Annotated in this window: 18 protein-coding genes; 6 read left to right on the top strand and 12 right to left on the bottom strand. The window is 50.3% G+C overall.

The annotated features are described in order from the left end of the window. Window positions 1-49 precede the first annotated feature (49 nt). Complete coding sequence (locus ADU22_RS04440) at window positions 50-2,161, bottom strand: (Fe-S)-binding protein (RefSeq protein WP_053361097.1); 2,112 nt, start codon at window positions 2,159-2,161, stop codon at window positions 50-52. A 231-nt stretch (window positions 2,162-2,392) separates the two neighbouring features. Here ADU22_RS04440 and cls point away from each other — a divergent pair, with 231 nt between their 5' ends. Together cls and uvsE are read left to right on the top strand one after the other, a co-directional pair. Beyond that, window positions 2,393-3,592: a cardiolipin synthase gene (gene cls, locus ADU22_RS04445; protein WP_053361098.1), complete on the top strand. Its 1,200-nt coding sequence runs from the start codon at window positions 2,393-2,395 to the stop codon at window positions 3,590-3,592. Window positions 3,593-3,610: 18 nt separating this feature from the next. Beyond that, window positions 3,611-4,567: a UV DNA damage repair endonuclease UvsE gene (gene uvsE / locus ADU22_RS04450; protein ID WP_053361099.1), complete on the top strand. Its 957-nt coding sequence runs from the start codon at window positions 3,611-3,613 to the stop codon at window positions 4,565-4,567. A 236-nt stretch (window positions 4,568-4,803) separates the two neighbouring features. Here the strand turns inward: uvsE and argS are convergent, their stop codons facing one another. From argS to speE, 4 genes are all read right to left on the bottom strand, one after another. Then, complete coding sequence (gene argS / locus ADU22_RS04455; RefSeq protein ID WP_053361100.1) at window positions 4,804-6,474, bottom strand: arginine--tRNA ligase; 1,671 nt, start codon at window positions 6,472-6,474, stop codon at window positions 4,804-4,806. Continuing rightward, window positions 6,471-6,914, bottom strand: coding sequence for a YwiB family protein (locus ADU22_RS04460; RefSeq protein ID WP_053361101.1), 444 nt, complete (start codon window positions 6,912-6,914; stop codon window positions 6,471-6,473). Before ADU22_RS04460 ends, argS begins: the two co-directional genes overlap by 4 nt. Window positions 6,915-7,834: 920 nt before the next feature. Further along, window positions 7,835-8,707 (bottom strand): agmatinase, encoded by an 873-nt coding sequence (gene speB / locus ADU22_RS04470; protein WP_053361103.1) that lies wholly within the window; start codon window positions 8,705-8,707, stop codon window positions 7,835-7,837. Between the two features lie 16 nt (window positions 8,708-8,723). Then, a complete protein-coding gene (gene speE / locus ADU22_RS04475; protein ID WP_053361104.1) occupies window positions 8,724-9,551 on the bottom strand; it encodes a spermidine synthase in 828 nt (275 codons plus the stop codon). A 249-nt stretch (window positions 9,552-9,800) separates the two neighbouring features. On the opposite strand from speE, the gene ADU22_RS04480 reads away from it, so the two are divergent. Further along, a complete protein-coding gene (locus tag ADU22_RS04480) occupies window positions 9,801-11,864 on the top strand; it encodes a transglycosylase domain-containing protein (protein WP_053361105.1) in 2,064 nt (687 codons plus the stop codon). A gap of 431 nt (window positions 11,865-12,295) precedes the next feature. On the opposite strand, the gene ADU22_RS04485 is transcribed toward ADU22_RS04480, so the two are convergent. Both ADU22_RS04485 and ADU22_RS04490 read right to left on the bottom strand, forming a co-directional pair. Further along, on the bottom strand, window positions 12,296-12,811 hold the full coding sequence (locus ADU22_RS04485) for a YwhD family protein (protein WP_053361106.1): 516 nt from the start codon (window positions 12,809-12,811) through the stop codon (window positions 12,296-12,298). A 12-nt stretch (window positions 12,812-12,823) separates the two neighbouring features. Beyond that, window positions 12,824-13,468 carry a site-2 protease family protein gene (locus ADU22_RS04490; protein WP_053361107.1) on the bottom strand — a complete coding sequence of 215 codons (645 nt, stop codon included), beginning with the start codon at window positions 13,466-13,468 and terminating at the stop codon, window positions 12,824-12,826. Between the two features lie 123 nt (window positions 13,469-13,591). On the opposite strand from ADU22_RS04490, the gene thmT reads away from it, so the two are divergent. Continuing rightward, window positions 13,592-13,777 carry a 2-hydroxymuconate tautomerase gene (thmT, locus tag ADU22_RS04495; protein ID WP_053361108.1) on the top strand — a complete coding sequence of 62 codons (186 nt, stop codon included), beginning with the start codon at window positions 13,592-13,594 and terminating at the stop codon, window positions 13,775-13,777. Between the two features lie 219 nt (window positions 13,778-13,996). Here the strand turns inward: thmT and ADU22_RS04500 are convergent, their stop codons facing one another. The 3 genes from ADU22_RS04500 to ADU22_RS04510 form a co-directional block, all read right to left on the bottom strand. Further along, window positions 13,997-14,503 carry a YwgA family protein gene (locus tag ADU22_RS04500; RefSeq protein WP_053361109.1) on the bottom strand — a complete coding sequence of 169 codons (507 nt, stop codon included), beginning with the start codon at window positions 14,501-14,503 and terminating at the stop codon, window positions 13,997-13,999. Window positions 14,504-14,536: 33 nt separating this feature from the next. Beyond that, a complete protein-coding gene (locus ADU22_RS04505; protein WP_053361110.1) occupies window positions 14,537-15,814 on the bottom strand; it encodes an HD domain-containing protein in 1,278 nt (425 codons plus the stop codon). A 213-nt stretch (window positions 15,815-16,027) separates the two neighbouring features. Next, on the bottom strand, window positions 16,028-16,249 hold the full coding sequence (locus tag ADU22_RS04510) for a YuzB family protein (protein ID WP_046523891.1): 222 nt from the start codon (window positions 16,247-16,249) through the stop codon (window positions 16,028-16,030). Window positions 16,250-16,516: 267 nt separating this feature from the next. Between ADU22_RS04510 and ADU22_RS04515 the strand changes: the two genes are divergently transcribed. Next, complete coding sequence (locus tag ADU22_RS04515; RefSeq protein WP_053361111.1) at window positions 16,517-17,380, top strand: RsfA family transcriptional regulator; 864 nt, start codon at window positions 16,517-16,519, stop codon at window positions 17,378-17,380. Window positions 17,381-17,597: 217 nt separating this feature from the next. Here ADU22_RS04515 and lipL read toward each other — a convergent pair whose 3' ends face one another. Together lipL and pta are read right to left on the bottom strand one after the other, a co-directional pair. Then, complete coding sequence (gene lipL / locus ADU22_RS04520) at window positions 17,598-18,437, bottom strand: octanoyl-[GcvH]:protein N-octanoyltransferase (protein WP_053361112.1); 840 nt, start codon at window positions 18,435-18,437, stop codon at window positions 17,598-17,600. A 560-nt stretch (window positions 18,438-18,997) separates the two neighbouring features. Then, a complete protein-coding gene (gene pta / locus ADU22_RS04525) occupies window positions 18,998-19,975 on the bottom strand; it encodes a phosphate acetyltransferase (RefSeq protein ID WP_053361113.1) in 978 nt (325 codons plus the stop codon). Between the two features lie 253 nt (window positions 19,976-20,228). Between pta and hemQ the strand changes: the two genes are divergently transcribed. Further along, complete coding sequence (hemQ, locus tag ADU22_RS04530; RefSeq protein ID WP_053361114.1) at window positions 20,229-20,975, top strand: hydrogen peroxide-dependent heme synthase; 747 nt, start codon at window positions 20,229-20,231, stop codon at window positions 20,973-20,975. Window positions 20,976-21,336 lie beyond the last annotated feature (361 nt).

Raw genomic sequence — 21,336 nt, forward strand, 5'->3', positions numbered from 1 at the left:
AAATTTATTAATTCAGCGGCGAAAAAATACCGCCGCTGATTCCAAGTTGTCAGGAAACTAAAGTCTGTTTTTCACCAAATACGGACTTTTCAAGAAGCTCGGCCACATCATAGGTGCCGACAGTTTCTTCGACTTCCTTCGCTTTTGTTCCATCCGAAAGCATCGTCAGGCAGTAAGGACAGCCGGAGGAGATGACCGATGGATTGACGGCCAATGCCTGTTCGGTTCGGGCTACGTTGACGCGGTGGCCGGTTTCCTCCTCCATCCACATCAAGCCGCCGCCGGCGCCGCAGCACATCGCGTTTTCGCGGTTGCGCTCGATTTCCTTGAGCTTCACGCCCGGGATCGCCTTGATGATGTCACGAGGCGCATCGTACACCTCGTTGTAACGGCCGAGGTAGCAGGAATCATGGAAAGCAATCGTTTCATCAAGCGCATGCTTTGGAACGAGTCGCCCTTCCTTCACCAGCTGCGCCAGCAATTCGGTGTGATGGTATACTTCCGCTTCCAGTCCGAAGTCTGGATACTCGTTTTTAAAGATATTGTAGGCGTGAGGGTCGATCGTGACGATCTTCTTCACTTCGTTCTTTTCAAATTCTTCAATGTTCTTTGTCGCCAGCTCCTGGAACAGGAACTCGTTGCCAAGACGCCTTGGCGTATCGCCGGAGTTCTTTTCCTTGTTGCCAAGAATCGCAAACTTGACGCCAGCTTCGTTTAAAAGCTTCGCAAAGCTGAGGGCGATTTTCTGGCTGCGGTTGTCGAAGGAACCCATCGCGCCAACCCAGAACAGGTATTCAAACTCTTCGCCGGACTTCTTCACTTCTTTTACCGTCGGCACGACAACATCATCGCGCAGCTCGCGCCAGTTTTCCTTTTCCTTGCGGTTAAGGCCCCATGGATTGCCCTGTCGTTCGATGTTGGTCATCGCGCGCTGTGCATCGGCATCCATCTTCCCTTCCGTCAGGACAAGGTAGCGGCGCAAATCAATGATTTTATCGACATGCTCGTTCATGACCGGACACTGGTCTTCACAGTTGCGGCAAGTTGTACAGGCCCAGATTTCCTCTTCGGTGATCACATCGCCGATCATGCTTGGGTTATAGGCAAGCCCGGCAGCTGCTTCCTCTGCGCCCGCTCCGGAAGCGGATAGCGCAATCTGGTTTCCTTTTGTATTCGCGAAGGCGAACGTCGGCACCCATGGCTGCTTTGAAGTAACGGCTGCACCATGGAAGGTGAGGTGATCACGCAATTTGACGATTAGGTCCATCGGCGAGAGCATCTTCCCTGTGCCGGTTGCCGGACACATATTCGTACAGCGTCCGCACTCCACACAAGCATAGAAATCGATCATTTGCTCCTGGCTGAAATCGGTAATCTTCCCTGCCCCAAACGTTTCCTGGGTTTCGTCTTCAAAGTCGATCTTCGTGATTTTCCCCGGGGAGTCCACGCGGGAGAGATACACATTGGCCGGGCCGGCGATCAGGTGGGCGTGCTTGGACTGCGGCACATACACAAGGAATGCCAGCAGGAACAGCAGGTGGATCCACCAGGCGATATAGAAAATGGCAATCGCGCCTGTTTCCGGCAGCCAGGAGAAAGCTCCGGCAATAACGGAAGCAACCGGCTCTGTCCAGGTGCCTGCATGTCCATGCCAGATCATGCCCATTCCGTTTCCGACAAGGACGGAAAGCATCAGGCCGCCGATGAACAGCAGGACAAGACCGTTTTTAAATCCACGCTTCAGGCGGACAAGTTTTTCCACATAACGGCGGTGGAAAGCCCAGACGACGGCAACAAGAATGATTAGGGTGACAATTTCCTGGAAGAACGTGAACCCAGGATACAAAGGGCCAAGCGGCAGATGCGACCCCGGCTTGATTCCCTTCCAAATAAAATCAATCGCTCCAAACTGGACAAGAATGAATCCATAGAAAAACATGACGTGGATAATGCCGCTTTTCTTGTCCTTCAGCAGTTTCTTCTGGCCAAACACCTGAACCTTGACCCTCTCAAGGCGCTCCTTCACTGCGTAGTCAAACTCGGACTTCTTGCCAAGCTTGACGAACTGTATCCTTGTTTTGACCACATACACGAACAAGCTGACAGCGTAAGCGGTTACAAGAAGGAACGCAATGAGATTAATCCACAACAAACCGTTCATACCACTTTCCCCTTTCTGCGAAGATCTTGAGTCCTTCGGTGAAAATTTTAAAACAAGAAAATTTTCTGAATATACCCTATATTACCATTATATAATGAATGAGCATTCAGTCAACGATTTTTCACAAAAAATTCGCTTGTCTTTTCATGAAAGGAAAAATTGGTTAAAAAGTCATATCTCCTTCTGTTTCGGTAACACTAAGGAAAATTTACTAAAAGGAGCGGGACTGCTGTGGAACTTGCTTATTGGATTTTAGGCGCAATCGCGGGCTTGATCCTGCTGCTGGCGCTTGATTTCAAGATCGGGAGAAAGCATCACCTTGACCAGGTCAATAAAAAACACTTCCCAATCCGAAACAGCAACCTCAACATTTTTACCCATGGGCCTGAACTGTTCACTGACTACTTTGATGAACTCAGGCAGGCAAAACACCACATTCACGTTCTTTTCTATATTGTAAAAAACGACACCTTCAGCAAGGAGTTCCTGTCCATCCTGCAGGCAAAGGCAAAAGATGGCGTCGAAGTACGGCTGATGGTCGACTGGGTCGGGGCCACCCTTTCCCGCAAAGCAATCAGGCAGCTCAGAGAAAGCGGCGCAGAGTTTGCTTTCAGCCGCAAGCCAAGCCTGCCCTTCCTCTTTTATACATCCCAGGTGCGCAATCACCGCAAAATCACCATTATCGACGGAAAGATCGGCTATACCGGTGGCTTCAATATTGGCAAGGAGTACATCGATCTCGAAAAGAAGCTGTCCCCGTGGAGGGATTACCATCTTAAAGTAACGGGAGAAGGAGTCCAAGATCTGCAGACAGAATTTCTTTTGGACTGGAAACTGGCCTCCCGCATTAACCTGCTGCAAAACAAAACCTATTTTCCGGAACTGGAAAAGGGGGGCATCCGCCAGCAGTTTCTGCCTTCCGAAGGGCAGATGCTCGAGGACATCTTGTTCAACCTGATCCAAAAAGCGGAAAAGTCGATTTTCATCGGGACTCCCTATTTCATCCCAAGCCGCCGGATATTCGAAGAGCTGCTAAGCTGCATGGACAAGGGCATAAAGGTTAAGCTGCTGGTACCCTTCAAGGCCGACCATATTTTAGTAAAAGAAGCTTCGTATCCTTATTTGCGGGTAATGATAAAGCATGGCGCTGAAATCCATCAATACCAAAAAGGGTTTTACCACGCCAAGGTGATGGTAATTGACGATAAGATTTGCGATATTGGCACGGCGAATTTTGACCAGCGCAGCATGTTCCTGAACCTGGAATTGAACTGCCTGATCTATGACCAGGCCTTCATCTCGAAGGTCAACAGCATTTTGCGCCAGGACCTTCTCGATTCGGAGTCGATCAACCAGCACGAACTAAACGGCTTCAACCCTTTCCGCAGCATGAAGGAGCGGGCGGCGCGCACCGTATCCTATTTTTTATAAAAATAAAGAGGTATTATGATGATTATACGGTTTGGTTATGTATCAACAGCGATTTCCCTTTGGGAAGCATCTCCTTCCCGCACGATGACCTTCGCCCGCTATGGCCAGATGCCAAAGGAAGAGCGTCTCGACAAGCTGCACAGAATCACGCGCTCCAATCTCGAAAGCACAAAGAGAATGATTTATTACAACCTGGCATACGGCCTGCCGCTTTACCGGTTTTCAAGCTCGATCGCCCCGCTGGCCACCCACCCCGAGGTCCAATGGGATTTTGTGAGCCCGTTTTTGGACCAGTGGCGGGAAATCGGGGCACTCGTCAGGGAAAATGGGCTCAGGACGAGCTTCCATCCCAACCAATACACCCTGTTCACCTCACCCCGGCCGGAGGTGACAGACAATGCCGTCATCGACATGGAATACCATTACAGCATGCTTCAAGCGATGGGCCTTGAAAACGACGGCGTCCTCAACATCCATATCGGCGGGGCTTACGGCAACAAGGAGGAAACCATCCTCCGGTTTCATGAGAACCTGAAGAAGCTTCCATTAAACATCAAAGAGCGGATGACGCTTGAAAACGATGATAAAACCTATCATGGCGACGAAACCCTCGCGGCATGCCAAAAAGAAAATGTGCCGCTGATGTTCGATTATCACCACCATATGGCCAACCCCGGCACTATGGACCTTGAGGACCTCCTGACCGCCGGCTTCGCCACATGGGAACGGATTGGACTGCGGCCCAAAATCCACATCTCATCTCCTAAAACGGAGAAGGCCTACCGCTCGCATGCCGATTATGTCGACCCAGAGTTCCTGCAGCCCCTGCTCGAAGTGCTGCGCCGAATCGGTGCCGACGTCGATTTTATGATCGAAGCAAAGCGCAAAGACCAGGCCTGCCTGCAACTGGTCGAGGATTTGGCAAAGATTCGCGGCGTCAAGCGGATTGGCGGAGGGGTTTTGGAGTGGAAATAGGATGGGTTTATTCCAGCCCTGTGTGGTCAGGAGTAAAAGTATAATATCAGGAATAAAAGACTACAAATCAGGATTATATTGCCGCCTATCAGGATTAAACCGGGGGAAATCAGGATTAAATTGGAACATATCAGGATTATCTTGAAGCCTATCAGGATTAAAAGCAAAATCCACCTGTGGTAGCTGATTTCACAGCACAAAAAAGCCTTCTCATTGCGAGAAGGCTTCTTTCTGTTTTACATTTTCTCCGGAGCTGAAACTCCAATCAAGCTCAAAGCATTTTTCAAGGTGATTTGAACGGATTGCACCAGTCCCAAACGTGCAGCTGTGCGATCCTTCTCCTCAACATCCAGCACTTTTTCCGCATTGTAGAAGCTGTGGAACGCGGAGGCCAGTTCAAAGATGTAGTTGGTCACGCGATGAGGCACGCGCTTCACGGCCGCTTCGGCCACCGCCTGCGGGAACTCGCCAAGCTTCTTCAGCAAATCAACCTCTTTCTCTGCGCCAACCAGGCTGAAATCAGCCTTTTCGTCGACCGTAAAGCCCTGCTCTTCCGCTGCACGCAGGATGCTGCAAATCCGCGCATGGGCGTACTGCGCATAGTAAACCGGGTTGTCATTGGACTGGGACACCGCCAGGTCCAAATCAAAGTCCATATGCGTATCCGCGCTGCGCATCGCGAAGAAATAGCGTGTCGCATCAAGACCGACTTCTTCGATCAGGTCGCGCATCGTCACCGCTTTTCCGGTCCGCTTGCTCATCTTCATCTTTTCACCGTTCTTATAAAGATGAACCAGCTGGATGATTTCTACCTCCAGCGCATCGCCTTCATAGCCAAGCGCCTGGATCGCTGCCTTCATCCGCGGGATATAGCCATGGTGGTCGGCGCCCCAGATGTTAATCAGCTTTTCAAAGCCGCGCTCAAGCTTGTCCTTGTGATAGGCAATATCTGGAAGTAAGTACGTGTAGGAGCCGTCCTGCTTGATAAGAACGCGGTCCTTGTCATCGCCGAACGTAGTCGAGCGGAACCAGGTTGCCCCGTCTTCTTCATAGATATGGCCTTTTTCACGCAAAGCGGCGAGTGCCGTATCAATCTTGCCGTTCTGGTACAGCGACGTTTCCGAATACCAGACATCAAAGCTCACACGGAAGTTTTCAAGATCCCGCTTCAGCTTTTCCATTTCATATTTCAGGCCGTAGTCGCGGAACGTCTCGAAACGCTGCTCGTCCGGCATGTTGACGAATTTATCGCCATGCTCTTCCGCCAGCTTTTTCCCAATGCCGACAATATCAGCGCCATGGTAGCCGTCCGCAGGCATTTCCCTGTCTTGGCCAAGCGCCTGGAAGTAGCGGGCTTCAACAGACAAAGCCAGATTGTTGATCTGGTTGCCGGCATCATTGATGTAGTATTCGCGCGACACATCATAGCCAGCTTTCGCAAGCACATTACAAAGGGAATCCCCTACTGCAGCGCCGCGCGCATGGCCAAGATGAAGGTCGCCGGTCGGGTTCGCGGAAACAAACTCCACCTGGATTTTCTCGCCGGCCCCGACATTGGTTTCCCCGTACTTGGACCCAGCTTCCAGAATCGTTGGAATCAGGTCGGTCAGATAGCTGTTGTTCATATAAAAATTGATGAAGCCAGGTCCGGCGATCTCAATTATCTCAATCGATGCCTTGCTTTTATCAAAGCTCTCAACCAGCTCTTCGGCAATCTTGCGCGGCGGCTTCTTGGCAACGCGCGCCAGCTGCATCGCCATATTGGTCGAATAGTCGCCGTGCGCCTTTTCCTTTGGCAGCTCGAGCACAACGGACGGGATCTGCTCTTCCTGTGCAAGACCCGCTTTCAAAACGGCTTGTTTGATTTCTTCCTTGAGCTTGTTCTGGACTTGCTCGACTATGTTCATTTCCGCTCCTCCTTGTAATCGATGTTCATCTGGTATGTACCTGCAGGCGAACCCTGGATGATGAATTCGTATAAAATTTCAATATTGCCTTCTGCGCTTTCTTCATTAAAATCGATATCCATCCGCCTTGTATCCGCCTCCGTCTGCAGAAGGCCATAGGGAGACTGGTAGTTCCCCGGCGTTCTTTTATCCAGCAGAAAATGCAGCCGCATGGAGACCGCACCCGACCGGAGAATCAGCACTTCACGGTCCTTGATCTTCACGGTCGTGTGCACCGTGCCATCCTCCATCATCTCGTCGTATTGCAGATACGAACTGCTTCCCTTTTTATAATATCGGCCAAAAGTGGTCAGTTCAAAAGTCTCCTTTTGCTGTCCGTCATCAATGGCCGTTGTCACCTTCACTTTCACAGGACTCTGGTCCGCGGGCCTCGTCGCCACGTCAACACATCCTTTTAGATCATAATAAAAGTTGATTTTCTGCACTTAGATAACTGTCCGGCTCCAGCGCCTAGCCCATCGAGGCGCTTCCGCTTTTCTTTTCTATTATAAACCAATAGTATAAATATTCGCTGGGAAAATCTCAAGCCTGTATATTCAGACATTGGCGACCGGTTCTCCTTTGGAGCAGCCGGTGAAGGCTCCAATCGTCTTCATTGGTGACCGATTTCCTTTTCAACCAGCCGATCTGGGTTCCAATAAGCCTCATTGGTGACCGTCTTCCCTCTCAAGCCGCAAATTCAGGCTCCAACAAGCCTCACTAGTGACCGTCTTCCTTTTCAACCAGCTGTTTCGGGCTCCAACAAACCTCATTGGAGACCGTTTTCCTTTTCAACCAGCCGATCTGGGTTCCAATAAGCCTCATTGGTGACCGTCTTCCCTCTCAAGCGGCAAATTCAGGCTCCAACAAGCCTCACTAATTGCATTTTTCCTATTTGCAAGACAACACCACACTAAAAAATTATATCCTTATTTTCATAATAAAAAAACCGGTCCCACCAAATGGAACCAGTCTTATCTTGTAAGACAAGTATTTACGTAAAATAGTTAGATAACTGTCCAGCTCCAGCGCCTAGCCAGTTTTCATCCTTGAATGAACTTCTTCGAGTATCTTGCGAGAAGCGTAGCTTTGAGCAGCTCGAGTCGCTTGTCTGGCTATGCCTCCTAGGAGCTCGAGTCGTAAGCCATAATCCTTCAGAAGGCAAAAAACGCCTTCCTGCGGATTCTGTCTTACGCTTGTCGCTCCTAACTGTCGGCTCCGCCTTTCTAATTCGGTCCAACTGTTGAAGTCAAAGAACGACTTCATCAGTTGGACCTCCAGCGCTTGTCGGGGCTGAACAAGGCGCTTCCGCTTTTCTAGATTACTTAACAAACCCCAGCATCATTTCACGGATGAGCTTGCTGGCGGTGTTGGCTGTCTGCTCGGAGTGGTCGTAGATTGGCGCGACTTCGACAAGGTCGGCGCCGACGACGTTCACTTGTGAGCGGGCAATTTCGTGGATCGAAGCCAGAAGCTCCTTCGATGTGATGCCGCCTGCATCCACCGTGCCTGTGCCTGGAGCATGCGCCGGATCCAAAACGTCAATGTCGATGGTCACATAAACCGGGCGGCCGGCCAGCTTCGGCAAGATTTCCTTCAACGGCTCAAGCACCTCGAACTTGGATATATGCATGCCAGCGTTTTTGGCCCATTCGAATTCTTCCTTCATACCAGAGCGGATTCCAAACGAATAGACATTCTCCGGCCCAATCTTTTCGGCAATCTTGCGGATTGGCGTCGAATGCGAAAGCGGTTCGCCTTCATAATGCTCACGCAAATCAGTATGGGCGTCCATATGGATGATGGCGAGGTCCTTGTACTTCTCACTAACAGCCTTCATGACCGGCCAGGACACAAGATGCTCCCCGCCCATGCCAAGCGGAAACTTGTCTTCCGCCATCAGCTTGCCAACGAAATCCTCAATGATATCAAGGCTTTTCTGCGGATTGCCGAACGGCAGCGGAATGTCGCCGGCATCAAAATACTTCACATCTGCCAGCTCGCGGTCGAGGTACGGGCTGTACTCCTCCAGGCCGATCGACACCTCGCGGATGCGCGCCGGGCCGAAGCGGGAACCCGGGCGGTAGCTGACGGTCCAATCCATCGGCATACCGTACAGAACGACCTTGCTTTCATCAAAATCGGAATTCATCCCGATAAACACATTGCCAGAATAAGCTTCATCAAAACGCATGCTAAACCCTCTTTCCTTACTTCACAAGGTCGCCGACGAATTTAGGCAGAACAAATGCAGCTTTGTGAAGTTCTTTTGTATAATACTTTGTCTCGATGTCGTGGAAACGGTCTTCGCTCACTTCCAGCGGATCATACTTTTTGCTGCCGATCGTGAACGCCCACATGCCGCTTGGATAAGTCGGGATGTTCGCAATATAAAGGCGTGTGATTGGGAAGATTTCTTTTACATCCCTTTGCACATCGCGGATCAGGTCAGCCTTGAACCAAGGGTTGTCCGACTGCGCAACAAAGATGCCGTCTTCCTTGAGTGCCTTGGAGATGCCAGCATAAAAGCCTTTGGTGAACAGATTGACTGCAGGGCCAACAGGCTCGGTGGAATCAACCATGATTACATCGTACTCATTTTCACTTTTCGCGATATGCATGAAGCCGTCATCCACCTGTACATCCACGCGCGGATCGTCAAGCTTGCCGGCGATTTCCGGTAGAAATTTCTTGGAATACTCGATGACCTTTCCATCGATGTCGACAAGTGTCGCCTTTTTCACGCTAGGGTGCTTCAGCACTTCACGGATGACACCGCCATCGCCGCCGCCGACAACAAGGACGTTCTCAGGGTTTGGATGCGTAAACAATGGAACATGCGCCACCATTTCGTGGTAGACGAATTCATCTTTGACCGAAGTCATGACCATGCCGTCAAGCAGAAGCAAATTGCCCCACTCTTCTGTTTCTACCATATCAAGCTTTTGGAAATCAGTTTGTTCTGTATGTAACGTGCGGTTCACCTTCATTGTAATTCCAAAGTTCTCAGTCTGCTTTTCTGTAAACCAAAGACCCATTTTATTTTCATTCCTTTCGGTTAAAAGTCTCGTTCATAAATACTGCTCTTCCAGTTTATGTTTCCMCATGCTGTCAATAAAAAACATTAATTTCTGGAGACAAACACAGAAAAAGTATAGTTGAATCACGCGAAAATGCAAGCAATTTTTAAAAATGTCAATATTAATATTTTCCCAGCGTTTAAAAGAGGCCAAACTCTTTCATAATGGATAATATTATCTTTTTATCCTTCAAGGGGGTTGCAAGCTATGGAACTGATGACTAACCAGCGGTTCAGGAAGAGTGCGAAGATTCTTCGTGCGCTGCTTTTTATTGGCCTGATTGCCGCGGCTGTCGGGATGCTTGCCTATTTCCTGTTGATTGGCTATGTGAAGCTGCTTGGCCCGCCGCCGCTTGCCGTGCCCCAGTCGACTTTGTACATGGCGGATGACGGCACGGTGATTGGCGAAAGCCACAATGGCCAGAAGCGTTACTGGGTCCCGCTCAAGGAAATTTCACCTGAGCTGGTGAAGGCGACCATCTCGATTGAAGACCGGAATTTCTACGCGCATAGCGGGTTTGATTATAAACGGATTGCCGGCGCCGTGATTGCCGACATAAAAGCGATGTCCAAGGTGCAGGGAGCGAGCACGATCACCCAGCAGTACGCCAGGAACCTTTACCTCGGGCATGACAAAACGTGGAGGCGGAAAATCGCGGAAGCTTTCTATGCCTTCCGCCTTGAGGTCAATTACTCGAAAAATGAAATTCTTGAAGGCTATTTAAATACGATTTATTACGGAAATGGCGCCTACGGTGTCCAGGCCGCCAGCCAGTATTATTTTGGCAAGGACGCCCGCGACCTCTCCCTGGCCGAGGCCTCGATGCTCGCCGGGATTCCCAAGGGCCCGGGCATCTACTCGCCATTCGCTTCGCTTGAAAAAGCGGAAAGCCGCCAGGAAACCGTGCTGCGCGCGATGGTCTCCAAAGAGTATATCAACAGGGAGCGTGCCGAAAAAGCGGCCGCCGAGGAGCTGGTGCTGGTTGGTCAGCACCGGGAGATTCTGGGCCAGGCCCCCTATTTCCAGGATGCCGTGCGCCAGGCTCTTAAAAATGGACTGGGACTTGATGACCGCACAATCGAGCTTGGCGGGCTGAAGGTGTACACGACACTGAACCTCGAGCAGCAGGAGATCGCTGAACAGGCGGTGGAGAACGTGATCTCGAAGGACTCGGAAATCCAGACCGGGTTTATCGCCATGGACCCGAAAACCGGCCATGTCAAAGCACTTGTCGGAGGCCGCAGCTATGAAGAGAGTTCTTTTAACCGGGCGACCCAGGCCGTGCGCCAGCCAGGCTCGACAATCAAGCCGATTTTGTATTACGCGGCCCTTGAGCAAGGCTTCACGCCGGCAACAATGATGAAAAGCGAAATGACGACCTTCCGTTTTGAAGACGGCACGGTTGATTATACGCCGCATAATTTCAACAATAAGTATGCGGACGGCGACATCACGATGGCACAGGCCCTGGCCTTGTCGGACAATGTCTATGCCGTGAAGACGCATCTGTTCCTTGGAGAAGATGTGCTTCCGGAAACAGCGAAAAGGTTTGGCATCAAAACGGAAATGGAAGAGGTCCCTTCCCTTGCGCTCGGCACCTCTGGCGTCCGAGTAATCGAAATGGCCAATGCCTACAGCATGCTCGCCAATGGCGGCAAACAGCTGGACCCCGTCCTGATCCAGCGGGTCGAAAGCCATAATGGCGACGTGATTTACGAGCATGAACCTGTTGGCGAACATGTGCTGCAGCCGGAGCTCGCTTCGGTGATGAACCATATGATGACCGGGATGTTCGATGAAAATCTGAATGGCTACGCCTCCGTGACAGGAAGCTCGATGTCCAATAAAATCTCCCGCCCATATGCCGGTAAGTCGGGCTCCACCAATACGGACAGCTGGATGATCGGCTACACACCGCAGCTGGTGGCCGCCGTCTGGACTGGCTATGATAAAGGGAAACCAATCGAACTGCCGGCCGAAAAAGGCTACAGCAAGAACATCTGGCTTACCTTTATGGAAAATGCCCTGAAAGATGAGCCTGTAAAAAAATTCAAAGCCGCCAAAGGAACAGTCGGCGTCTACATCAATCCCGAGAACGGCAAACTGGCCACAGAAGGCTGCCCGGTCAAGGTATTGACCCATTTTATTGAAGGAACAGAGCCCCAGGAATACTGCACCGACCACCTGGACCAGCATCCTCAAGGGGACGAAGAAATGCATCACAAAAAGCGTGATAAAAAGCCTTGGTATAAGCGAATATTTGGAAGATAGGAAGCTTGAGGAAAATTATCTTTTTTAGTGTGTTGCAAATATTTGGGTTTTTCTGCAAATAATTGAGGAGTTCAGCTAATAAAATTGGTTTTGCGGCTAATAGAATGAGGATATTGGATAATAGAAGTGTGGTTCCGGACAATAGAACGTGCTTTTCGGACAATAAAAGCGGGATTCCCGACAATAGAACAACGTAACCGGACAATAGAATCCGCACACCAGACAATAAAAAAACAGCACTACAAATAAGCAACGCTTTTCCCGAAAATAGACCAAAAAAATGGAGACCCCCCGGACGTCCGAATCCGGGGGGTCTCCTGTCCTTGTTAAAAACGCGTGTCCAACGCTGTTATTAGTTTACATTCTTCCTAGGATTTGGGCAAGTGAGATAATTCAAGTTTGAATTTTAACAACATTCTGATAACCGGCTCTTACTCCCCTGCATTCAACCCTGTTTTCAATTCTGCAGCTGACCTTTCCCACATGCCGGCATCATGGTTTCGCAGGTAGTCGGCGAGGATTTTCTTCGACTTATCATCCATTTGGTCGACGATGATGTGGCGTTTGATCGACTTGTCAAGTCGGTTCACATGCTCCGGCAGCGACTTGTAACCGCGGCGGATTTCACGGTTGACCGTCATTTCGCAGGCTGTGACGCCGGCGTAATAAGGGCCTTCCTCCCCGCGGTCAATGGTCACCCATATGAGCCAGTATGGCTTAGCGTCCGGGACTTCATCGCGGTTGGGCAGAAACTTGATCCCCTTTTCCACCACACTGCGGGCATGCAGCGCCCCAACATCCACCTGTGCATCGCCCGCTTCCACATCGATGATGACCGGCGAAACATTATCAAGGCTCAGGCTGCCCTTCCCAAACCCTTTGTGGCCGTCCATCGGATCTGGTTTTATGATATTAAATCCAATAGGTTTCTTCTTTTTTTCTTCCATCACGATAACCTCCTAGCGTAAAAACAACTGAAAAAATGTATGCAGCGCATCGAGCAGGAACGGAGCCACCGTGCTGAAAATCGGCTGGATCGTATACTGGTCGAGCGGCGTGATTACGAGAATAAGGAAAATGACCACTCCGTAATTTTCGTATTGCGTCATTTTGGCCCGGACATCCGCCGGCGCCAGGTCCTCAATGATCCGGTAGCCGTCAAGCGGCGGGAACGGCAGCAGGTTGAACACAAACAGAATGATGTTCAGCCAGATGAAAATATCGAGAAAGTCAAACACAAATGGCGGAATGGCTGCCCCCAGACCGGCTGCGCCCATGCCATACACAAAGAAGTAGGCGAGCACGACCAGCAGAAAGTTGCTCAGCGGTCCCGCGACCGACACGAGCACCCCGGCAAGGCGCGGGTTTTTAAAGAAAAAGCGGTTCACCGGCACTGGCCTCGCCCAGCCGAATCCGGCAATGAAAATCAGGATCGTTCCAATTGGATCCAAGTGTTTGAGCGGATTCAGCGTCAGTCTCCCCTGCCTGGCCGCAGTAGGGTCCCCGAACTTGTAGGCCACATAGGCGTGGGCCAGTTCGTGGAGCGTAAAGGCGATAATCAGCGTCACTGCGATATAAGGCAGCTGCTCAAGTGAAAACCACATGCCATTTTCCCCCGTTCCATAGATGCTTCAAGTATACCTTATCCATGCCAAAATGGAAAACTTGCACATTTCCCCGAATTATGGAAAACTCAAATTAATCCAACATTACAAGGAGGAAACATTATGCCATATGTAACCGTAAAAATGCTTCCCGGACGCACTGACGATCAAAAGCGGGCGCTTGTTGAAAAAGTGACCGACGCTGTTGTCGAAACCACTGGTGCTTCGAAGGAAAAAGTCGTCGTTTTCATCGAAGAAATGGAAAAAAGCCACTATGCCGTAGGCGGAAAGCGGCTGAGCGACGAGTAGAACCCCTTTTTAAGGGGTTTTTATATTTTTAAAGTATTGAACTCTTTCAAATAAATTTTATTCCTGATAAACCGCGTTTTATTCCTGATTACGTTACATTTATTCCTGATTAACCTCGACTTAATCCTGATTTCAGTTGATTTATTCCTGATTGCCTTCCATTTATTCCCGATTTCAAGTTCTGCAGGCCATCCCCAGCAAAAAAAAACCAGGCAATCCCTATTGCCTGGCCATTCCCTTCAAATTTTCAATATATTGATAGGCGTTCGCGAATTCTTCGTCGGTGTATTTCTGGCTCTTTTTCACCGTCAGCACCTTTTCCTTCACTTCGTCTTCCGGCAGGCTGTCAAAATACAGAATCGTGGAGACTAGCTCAAGGAATCTGGCATTCTGGCCGTTGATGTCGCCCAGGCAGTCGCCGAGGCAAGGCATGTCCACGCTGTGCTCGCCCAGGAACTCTTCGCCAGCTTCCGTCAGCGTATAGCGGTACTGGTAATAGCCGCCCTTCTGCTCTTTCACTTCGTTCAGGAAACCCATGTTGCACAGCTCCTCGACCCGAAGCGTCAATTCTTCGGAATACGGCCCGTAAAAATGGAACTGGAAACGCTCCTGGAAGGGAAAATTCATTTTCTTGGCAATATAGATCATTTTCTGCAGCTTTTTCCGGCCGATGACCTCTCCCGACAGCGCGATCGCATGAATGATTTTAGCATGATCTTTTAACAAAACTAGTCAACTCCTGTATCTAATCTCCATTGCCTACAATTCAAGGAGCTTCATAATCTCCTCGCTGCCCGACACGAAGTCGGCTGGGTAGTACAATTTATGGTCCGTCCGCCGTTTGCCGGAAATCGCATCGACAATTTCGGATTCCCGTGAAAGCTCGCGCAGCTCGCCATTCTTCATTTGCAAATGGATTGGCAGGCGCTCTTCTTCCTCCCCCGGACGGTAAAAGTCATATGGCAAATCGGACGATGAATCCACAACGAGATAATACTCAGGGTCAATCCCGGCCTCAACGAAAAGCTGTGACAGCTTTGCCAGCTTCTTATATTCCCTGGCCGGGTCAAACTCGACATACTTGAACAAATTCCGGTTGATGAACCGGCAGCAAAGGTCCTTTAACACCTCATCCTCTTCCTCTTGCCAAATCTGGAAATAATAAAGGAAAACGCCTTCGTCCAATTTCAGATAGTCTTCGAGTGTCACCTTGTCTTCGAACAGTGAATAAAAGTGGAGCGGCATATGCTTGAAGGAATAGCCTTGCTCATGGAGATGCTTCGCTCTGTGGAGGATTTTCGTCAGGATCACTTCTGCGCTCCGGGTAACCGGGTGGAAATACACTTGCCAGTACATTTGGTAGCGGCTCATTATGTAGTCTTCAACGGCATGCATCCCGCTTTGCTTGAATACGACCTGGTCTTCCTTCGGCCTCATGACACGCAAAATCCGCTCCATGTCAAAATGCCCGTAGCTGACGCCGGTAAAGTAGGCATCGCGCTGCAAATAATCCATGCGGTCGGCATCAATCTGGCTGGATATCAGGCTGACGACCAGCTTGTCTTCATATGTCTTGGCAATCACATCGGCGACTTTCTTCGGAAAATCAGCACTGATGCGAGTCAGCACCTTGTTCACTTCGGTATCCCCGAGGATGATGGCGCGCGTGAAGTTCTCATGGTCGAGGTCAAACACCTTCTCGAACGAATGGGAAAACGGTCCGTGGCCCAAATCGTGCAGCAGGGCGGCACAAAGGCTGAGCAGCCTCTCTTCCTCGTTCCATTCCGGCCTGCCGGCAAACACCGTATCCACGATCCGGCGCACAATTTCATAGACGCCAAGCGAGTGGTTGAAACGGCTGTGTTCGGCGCCATGGAAGGTCAAATATGTGGTTCCAAGCTGCTTGATCCGCCGCAGGCGCTGGAATTCCTTCGTTCCGACCAAATCCCAGATCGCCCTGTCCCGGACATGGATGTAGCGGTGGACCGGGTCTTTAAACACCTTTTCTTCATTCAGTTTTTCCGCCGAATACGCCATAGGTTTCTGCTCCCTTGTTAACATGTATCTATTATAGCCTCTTTTCCCTCTCACTTCACCTTGAAATCCTGCAAATTTCTACAATTTTTTACAAAAACGGCTCCATTCCTTATGGCGCAGCTGGTGAAAATTTTTGCCATTTTTATAGTTTTAAATCTCCGAGCCTTCAATGAAAAAAGTCACCTTTAAACACGGCGGCTTAAAGGCGACTCCTTATTTCAGCTTTTTATCAATCTTTTCCATCAGTTCGTCCTCTGTCAATGCAGCCACCGGACGATTGTTGACGAACGCGAAGGTTTTCTTCCGGCCTGGTCCGCAGTAGGACTGGCATCCTATTTCAATCTTGGCTTCAGGATCCTTTTCCTTCAGCTTCGGAATCAGCGTCTTTATATTAACGGCCTGGCAGTCGTCACAAACACGAAATTCATTTGCCATCGTGGACAACCCTTTCTCCTAAAAAATCACGGTTGCACCGGCCCATCCCGAGCCGGACTCGCTAAAGGATATTCTACATAATATCGCTGCCTGATGCAACCGGGGCCTTTTTCCGTACATTCAGGGGCACACTCTCCATTTCTCTATGAAAAACCTGGAAAAAATCTACTATCCTGCTAATAGGAATGTATAAACCTTGTAAAATCCGGGCAAGCTTGGACTAGACATTCATCCATTGACCAAATTTTTACAGGGAGTTGAAGAAATATGAAAGTTCGCCAGGATGCCTGGACGGAAGAAAATGATTTATTGCTTGCTGAAACGGTGCTGCGCCACGTGAGAGAAGGAAGTACGCAGCTCAACGCTTTTGAGGAAGTCGGTGACAAGCTTGACCGCACATCGGCGGCATGCGGCTTCAGATGGAATGCCGTTGTCCGCCACCGTTATGAAAAGGCGCTGCAGCTGGCAAAGAAACAGCGGAAGCAGCGCCAAAGAGTATTGGGTAAGGACCAGGGCGGAAAGAAGAAACTGCTCTATTCCCCGCCGGTGCCGACCCTCGACGAGATTGGCATCCAGCCGGACGAAATATCCGCCGTGCTGACACTGCCGCCAGCTGAGCTGAACACGCTGGAAATGCAGGATAAGTATGGCCTTGACGGATTGCAGAATTTGCAAGAGTCGATGCTTTTACAAGATTCCAGTTCGGAGAGTGAGCCGGCATCCGCAGCCCAGAGCCCGGAAGTTTCCGAGTCTGAACCTGAAGAACAGCAGCCTGTGCCGCCGCAGGTTTCCCAGCCCGCCCCTGCCATGCAGCAGCAAAGCCGCATGACACTTGGCCATGTGATCGCCTTTTTGCAGAATATGAACAGTACCACTTTCCATGCGGATATCTACAAGAGCGAGAATGAAAGATTGCAGCGCGAAATGGCTGGAATCCGGAAGGAAAATGAAGAGCTGAAGAAACAAATCCAGCAGCTCGAGGACAAAGCGAAAACGATGCAGGAAGATTACGAGACACTGATCGAGATTATGAACAGGGCGCGCAAGCTCGTGCTGTTTGAAGAGGAAGAGCGCTCAGCCACCAAGTTCAAAATGGACCGCAACGGCAACCTCGAAAAAGTCGCCGAATAAGGCAATCTCTTATTTTTGATAGAAAAGGTTTGGAGAAGGCAGCACCATCCCCTACCAAAGCAGGCCGTGGAAACCAACGAGGTTCACGGCCTGTTTTTTTTTCAATTACTGTCCGGCTCCAGCCCTTGTCGGGACTGGACACTAAGGAAAGGCTTCCAAGAATAAGCATCGCAGGAACAATCCGCTTTTAGATTGTTCCGAAGGCGCTTTTGCTTTTCTATGCTTCCGGCAAGAACCGGCTGTTCCGCTCGATCATCCGCTCGTAATAGCGAGTAAAAAGTTCGAATTCCTCCGGGTAAAGCTGGCCGGGGATAAGCTGGCCGTTCTTGCTGAGAACGGTCATGAAGCGAAGCATTACATCCTGGATGCTAAGCGGCGTGCCCAGCAGTTCGGATAGCGAGGCCATCACCTCAGGCTGGATATCCGGAAAGGCAAACTTTGTCGCCTCTCCCTTTTTCCCCAGTTCGTAAAACTTCCTGATCACCTCGGCGCGTTCGCTGCCGCTTCCGGTCACGCAAAGATAGATCTGGACGGCGACGCCCCTTTTCAGGCGGCGCTGGGAGATGCCGGCGAATTTCCGGCCGCCGATGCTCAGGTCGTAGCTGCCGGGACAATACGAACCGGTAATTTCCCTTGCTTCTATTTCTATAGCAAAATCAGAAAACATCTGTTTAATTAAATGCCACATCGCTTCATAGCCGCGATTGATGTCAATCCCTTTTTCGGCTTCCGGCAGGATTAGCGAAAGATTAAGGACTCCCTCGTCGAGCACGACGGCAAGCCCTCCCGAATTGCGGACAATATATTGGTAACCCTGCTGTTCAAGGTATTGAAGACCGTCCTTTAAATAAGGCAGTTTTGAATCCTGAATGCCCAGCACAATCGTTCGGTGGTGCACCCAGGACCGCGCTGCAGCCGGTGATGTTCCTGATCCAACACCTTCGCACAGCGTGTCATCCGTGGCAAACGATTGAAGGGCATGAAAATGCGGGCCGACTGCAGACTGGTCAATCAGCCGCCAGCGGTCCTGACGCAATAAGTTAAGCGCCTCATCCATTTGTCATTCTCCTTTAAATAAGCTTAACCAGATTATTATAGCACTTTCCGGGCCCTGCTGGTATGCCATCGGACCTGCTGGTGATGATTGCCTTTTTACGTTACCTGTTCTGCCTTCTTTGCCTCTATCCGGGCTCCAAGAAGGCTCATTGGCGACCGCTCAATGCCTTTTCGCTTCTCCCCGGGCACCAAGAAGGCCCATTGGCGACCGCTCACCGGCCTTTTTGCTCCTCTTCGGGCACCAAGAAGGCTCATTGGTGACCGCTCAATGCCCTTTTCGCTCCTCCACGGGCACCTAGAAGGCCCATTGGCGACCGCTCACCGCCCTTTTTGCTCCTCTTCGGGCACCAAGAAGGCTCATTGGTGACCGCTCAATGCCCTTTCAACTCCTCTTCGGGCACCAAGAAGGCTCATTGGCGACCGTTAACCGCCTTTTTGCCTCTCTACGGGCTCCAAACAGGCCCATTAGTGACCGCTCCCAGCCTTTGCGCCTCATCAAGGGCTCCAACCTCGCCCACAGAAAAAGCCGGCTTTCCTAAGAAAACCGGCTCTGGACCTTTTTTACCTTATTAGCGCCTGGGACGCTGTGATCAATGCAAGCTTGTACACATCTTCTTCGCTGCAGCCGCGGGAAAGGTCGTTTACCGGGCGGTTCAAGCCCTGAAGGATTGGCCCGACCGCTTCGAAGTTTCCGAGGCGCTGGGCGATTTTATAGCCGATGTTTCCTGCTTCCAGGCTTGGGAAGACAAACACATTCGCATCACCTTGAATTGGTGATGTTGGCGCCTTTTTAGCCGCAACGGAAGGTACGAAAGCTGCATCGAACTGGAATTCGCCGTCGACCACTAGCAGCGGATCACGCAGCTTGGCTTCTTCCACTGCCTTCGATACTTTCTCTGTTTCCGGGGATACGGCAGAACCCTTTGTGGAGAAGCTCAGCATCGCCACGCGCGGTTCCATATCGAACATCCTGGCCGTCTTGGCGCTTTCAACCGCAATCTCGGCTAGGTCCTGGCTGTCAGGCGAGATATTGATGGCGCAATCGGCAAACACGTATTTCTCATCGTCGCGGACCATGATGAACACGCCGGAAGTTTTCTTTACGCCCTCTTTCGTTTTGATAATCTGCAAAGCTGGTCTAACAGTTTCGGCGGTTGAATGGGCCGCACCGCTGACAAGCCCGTCCGCACGGTTTGCATACACCAGCATGGTGCCAAAGTAGTTTTCATCAAGCAGGATCTGGCGGGCCTGCTCCTCGTTCACTTTCCCTTTCCGTCTTTCCACGAACGCAGCAACAAGCTCGTCCATCATCGCAAATGAACTTGGGTCATAGATTTCGACATTTTCAAGTGAAACATCCCAGTCTCTTGCAAGACCCTGGATTCTTTCAATATTGCCAACCAGAATTGGCATCAATACGCCATCGGCAGCCAAACGTCCTGCTGCACGCAATACCCGTTCATCTGTGCCCTCGGGAAACACGATGCGCAAGTTCTGTCCACTCAATTTTTCTTTAAGGCCGGTAAATAAGTCACCCATGTTACATCCTCCTTTAATCTCTACACTCCTAGCATACTTTACCAATGCTAAAATTCAAGGTTGAACCCGCTTACACCCTCGAAGTTTATGTTTTAAGAATATTGGAATTAAGAGCACTTCCACCTTTATACTATCTGCATTCCTTTTACAGAATATCCTTATTTATCATGGTATAAACCGCGTGCTTTTCATACCATCCGGAAACTGTGATATAGTTAGGATGTACATTTATGAATAACTAGGAGTGATCACTATGAGCGAAGCCGCTAAAACCCTTGATGGCTGGTATTGCCTTCATGATTTCCGTACTGTTGACTGGACAACCTGGAAAATGCTCCCTAGCGATGAGCGCCAGGCCGCCATCCATGAATTCCTTGGACTTCTTGAAAAATGGAATGCCACCCAGAATGAAGATAAAGGCAGCCATGCCCTCTATACGGTCGTCGGCCAGAAAGCGGATTTCATGATGATGATTCTTCGCCCGACAATGGAAGAATTAAATGAAATTGAAACCGAATTCAACAAATCTAAGCTCGCTGAGTTTACCGTTCCGGCGCATTCTTATGTATCGGTCGTCGAACTCAGCAACTACCTGTCTGACGGTGAAAATCCATATGAGAATCCGCATGTGCGTGCACGCCTGTATCCTAAGCTGCCGCAAACGAGCCATGTGTGCTTCTATCCGATGGACAAGCGCCGCCAGGGCAATGACAACTGGTATATGCTTCCGATGGAAGACCGCAAGAAATTGATGTACAGCCATGGAATGATTGGCCGCCAGTATGCCGGCAAAGTGAAGCAGATCATTACAGGCTCTGTCGGATTCGACGATTACGAGTGGGGCGTCACCCTGTTTGCGGACGATCCGCTTCAATTCAAAAAGCTTGTCTACGAAATGCGTTTTGATGAAGTAAGTGCCCGCTACGGCGAATTCGGCGCCTTCTTCGTTGGAGTGCTGCTCGGCGAAGAGCGAATCGCTTCTTTCCTTGATGTAAAATAAGTTTCACACCCAGCTCCCTGCAGATATGCCGGGAGCTTTTCTTCTGTCCAGCTCCAGCGCCTAGCCCCTCGAGTCGCTTGTCTGGCTTTGCCTCCTAGGAGCTCGAGTCGTAAGCCATAATCCTTCAGAAGGCAAACAACACCTTCCTGCGGATTCCGTCTTACGCTTGTCGCTCCTTACAGTCGGCTCCGCTTTTCTAAATTCGGTCCAGCTGTTGAAGTCAAAGACCGACTTCATCAGCTGGACCTCCAGCGCTTGTCGGGGCTGAACAGGCGCTTCCGCTTTTCTTGTCATAAATCCTCGTCCCTCTCATAGACATGAACTAGCTAGACTTCCTATTTTTCATAGGTTTTGAGGTCTT

It is taken from the genome of Bacillus sp. FJAT-27251 (genome assembly GCF_001273925.1).
GTDB lineage: Bacteria > Bacillota > Bacilli > Bacillales > Cytobacillaceae > Mesobacillus_B.

Coding starts and splice junctions, on each gene's coding strand:
- ADU22_RS04480 (WP_053361105.1), top strand. CDS start 9,801: ATGGAACTGATGACTAACCAGCGGTTCAGGAAGAGTGCGAAGATTCTT.
- ADU22_RS04505 (WP_053361110.1), bottom strand. CDS start 15,814: ATGGCGTATTCGGCGGAAAAACTGAATGAAGAAAAGGTGTTTAAAGAC.
- hemQ (WP_053361114.1), top strand. CDS start 20,229: ATGAGCGAAGCCGCTAAAACCCTTGATGGCTGGTATTGCCTTCATGAT.
- lipL (WP_053361112.1), bottom strand. CDS start 18,437: ATGGATGAGGCGCTTAACTTATTGCGTCAGGACCGCTGGCGGCTGATT.
- speB (WP_053361103.1), bottom strand. CDS start 8,707: ATGCGTTTTGATGAAGCTTATTCTGGCAATGTGTTTATCGGGATGAAT.
- pta (WP_053361113.1), bottom strand. CDS start 19,975: ATGGGTGACTTATTTACCGGCCTTAAAGAAAAATTGAGTGGACAGAAC.
- argS (WP_053361100.1), bottom strand. CDS start 6,474: ATGAACATAGTCGAGCAAGTCCAGAACAAGCTCAAGGAAGAAATCAAA.
- ADU22_RS04490 (WP_053361107.1), bottom strand. CDS start 13,468: ATGTGGTTTTCACTTGAGCAGCTGCCTTATATCGCAGTGACGCTGATT.
- ADU22_RS04515 (WP_053361111.1), top strand. CDS start 16,517: ATGAAAGTTCGCCAGGATGCCTGGACGGAAGAAAATGATTTATTGCTT.
- thmT (WP_053361108.1), top strand. CDS start 13,592: ATGCCATATGTAACCGTAAAAATGCTTCCCGGACGCACTGACGATCAA.
- speE (WP_053361104.1), bottom strand. CDS start 9,551: ATGGGTCTTTGGTTTACAGAAAAGCAGACTGAGAACTTTGGAATTACA.
- ADU22_RS04440 (WP_053361097.1), bottom strand. CDS start 2,161: ATGAACGGTTTGTTGTGGATTAATCTCATTGCGTTCCTTCTTGTAACC.
- uvsE (WP_053361099.1), top strand. CDS start 3,611: ATGATTATACGGTTTGGTTATGTATCAACAGCGATTTCCCTTTGGGAA.
- ADU22_RS04510 (WP_046523891.1), bottom strand. CDS start 16,249: ATGGCAAATGAATTTCGTGTTTGTGACGACTGCCAGGCCGTTAATATA.
- ADU22_RS04485 (WP_053361106.1), bottom strand. CDS start 12,811: ATGGAAGAAAAAAAGAAGAAACCTATTGGATTTAATATCATAAAACCA.